The organism is Ralstonia sp. TCR112 (assembly GCF_007997035.1).
Taxonomy (GTDB): Bacteria; Pseudomonadota; Gammaproteobacteria; order Burkholderiales; family Burkholderiaceae; genus Ralstonia; species Ralstonia edaphi.
In genome coordinates, this window is the sequence record NZ_VOSS01000124.1 from 1 (window position 1) to 865 (window position 865).

Here is an 865-nt window from a genome sequence, read left to right on the forward strand (position 1 = left end):
CGCACGAGCCGCTGCGCATCACGTTGATGACCGGCGCTTCGCTGGGCAACGACATCGACAAGGTGTTGGCCGAAGCCGATGTGATCGCCCGTCGCCTGCCGTTCCAGGCCGATGCCACGCTGCGGCGCAAGATCAACGCAGGCGAGGTCATGTTCATTGACCAACACTTGTCGGAAACCGTCGAGCAACTGCGTTCGCGGCAGATTGCGCCGCTGGATGTGGCGGTGGTCGAAGCCACGGCCATCACTGAGAACGGCGGCATCGTGCCGACCACGTCGGTGGGCAATTCCGCAAGTTTCGCGGTGCTGGCGAAGCAGGTGATCGTCGAGATCAACCTGAACATGCCGGCCAATCTGGAAGGGCTGCACGATATCTTCTTCCCGGTGCAGCGGCCGCACCGTCAGCCGATTCCGCTCATCGCTCCGGAGCAGCGCATCGGCCTGCCGTATATCCCGATCGATCCGCGCAAGATTGCAGCCATCGTCATCACGGGGCAGGACGACAGCCCGTCCAACGTGTTGCCGCCCGACATGGAGACCAATGCCATCGCCGGGCATCTGAACGCGTTTCTGGCGCGTGAAGTGCGCACGGGGCGTCTTTCGCCTACGCTGCAGCCGCTGCAGGCGGGTATCGGGACGATCTCCAACGCGGTTCTGCATGGCTTCATCGACTCGCCGTTCCATGACCTCAAGATGTATTCGGAGGTCTTGCAGGACAGCTCCATCGAGCTGCTCGACTCGGGCAAGCTGGCGTTTGCCTCCGCTTCGTCGATCACGCTCATCAAATGGGCTCAACCGCTGGTGCCGCTGCGCGACGCACGATCGATCGTGCTGCGCCTGCTGCGCGAGTCAGGCCAGAGTGGCAA

The 865-nt window shown here is 63.0% G+C and carries 1 pseudogene; it reads left to right on the forward strand.

What is annotated here, in order from left to right:
* Positions 1–865 (forward strand): annotated as a pseudogene (locus tag FUT88_RS23375) (propionyl-CoA--succinate CoA transferase); the annotation flags it as partial.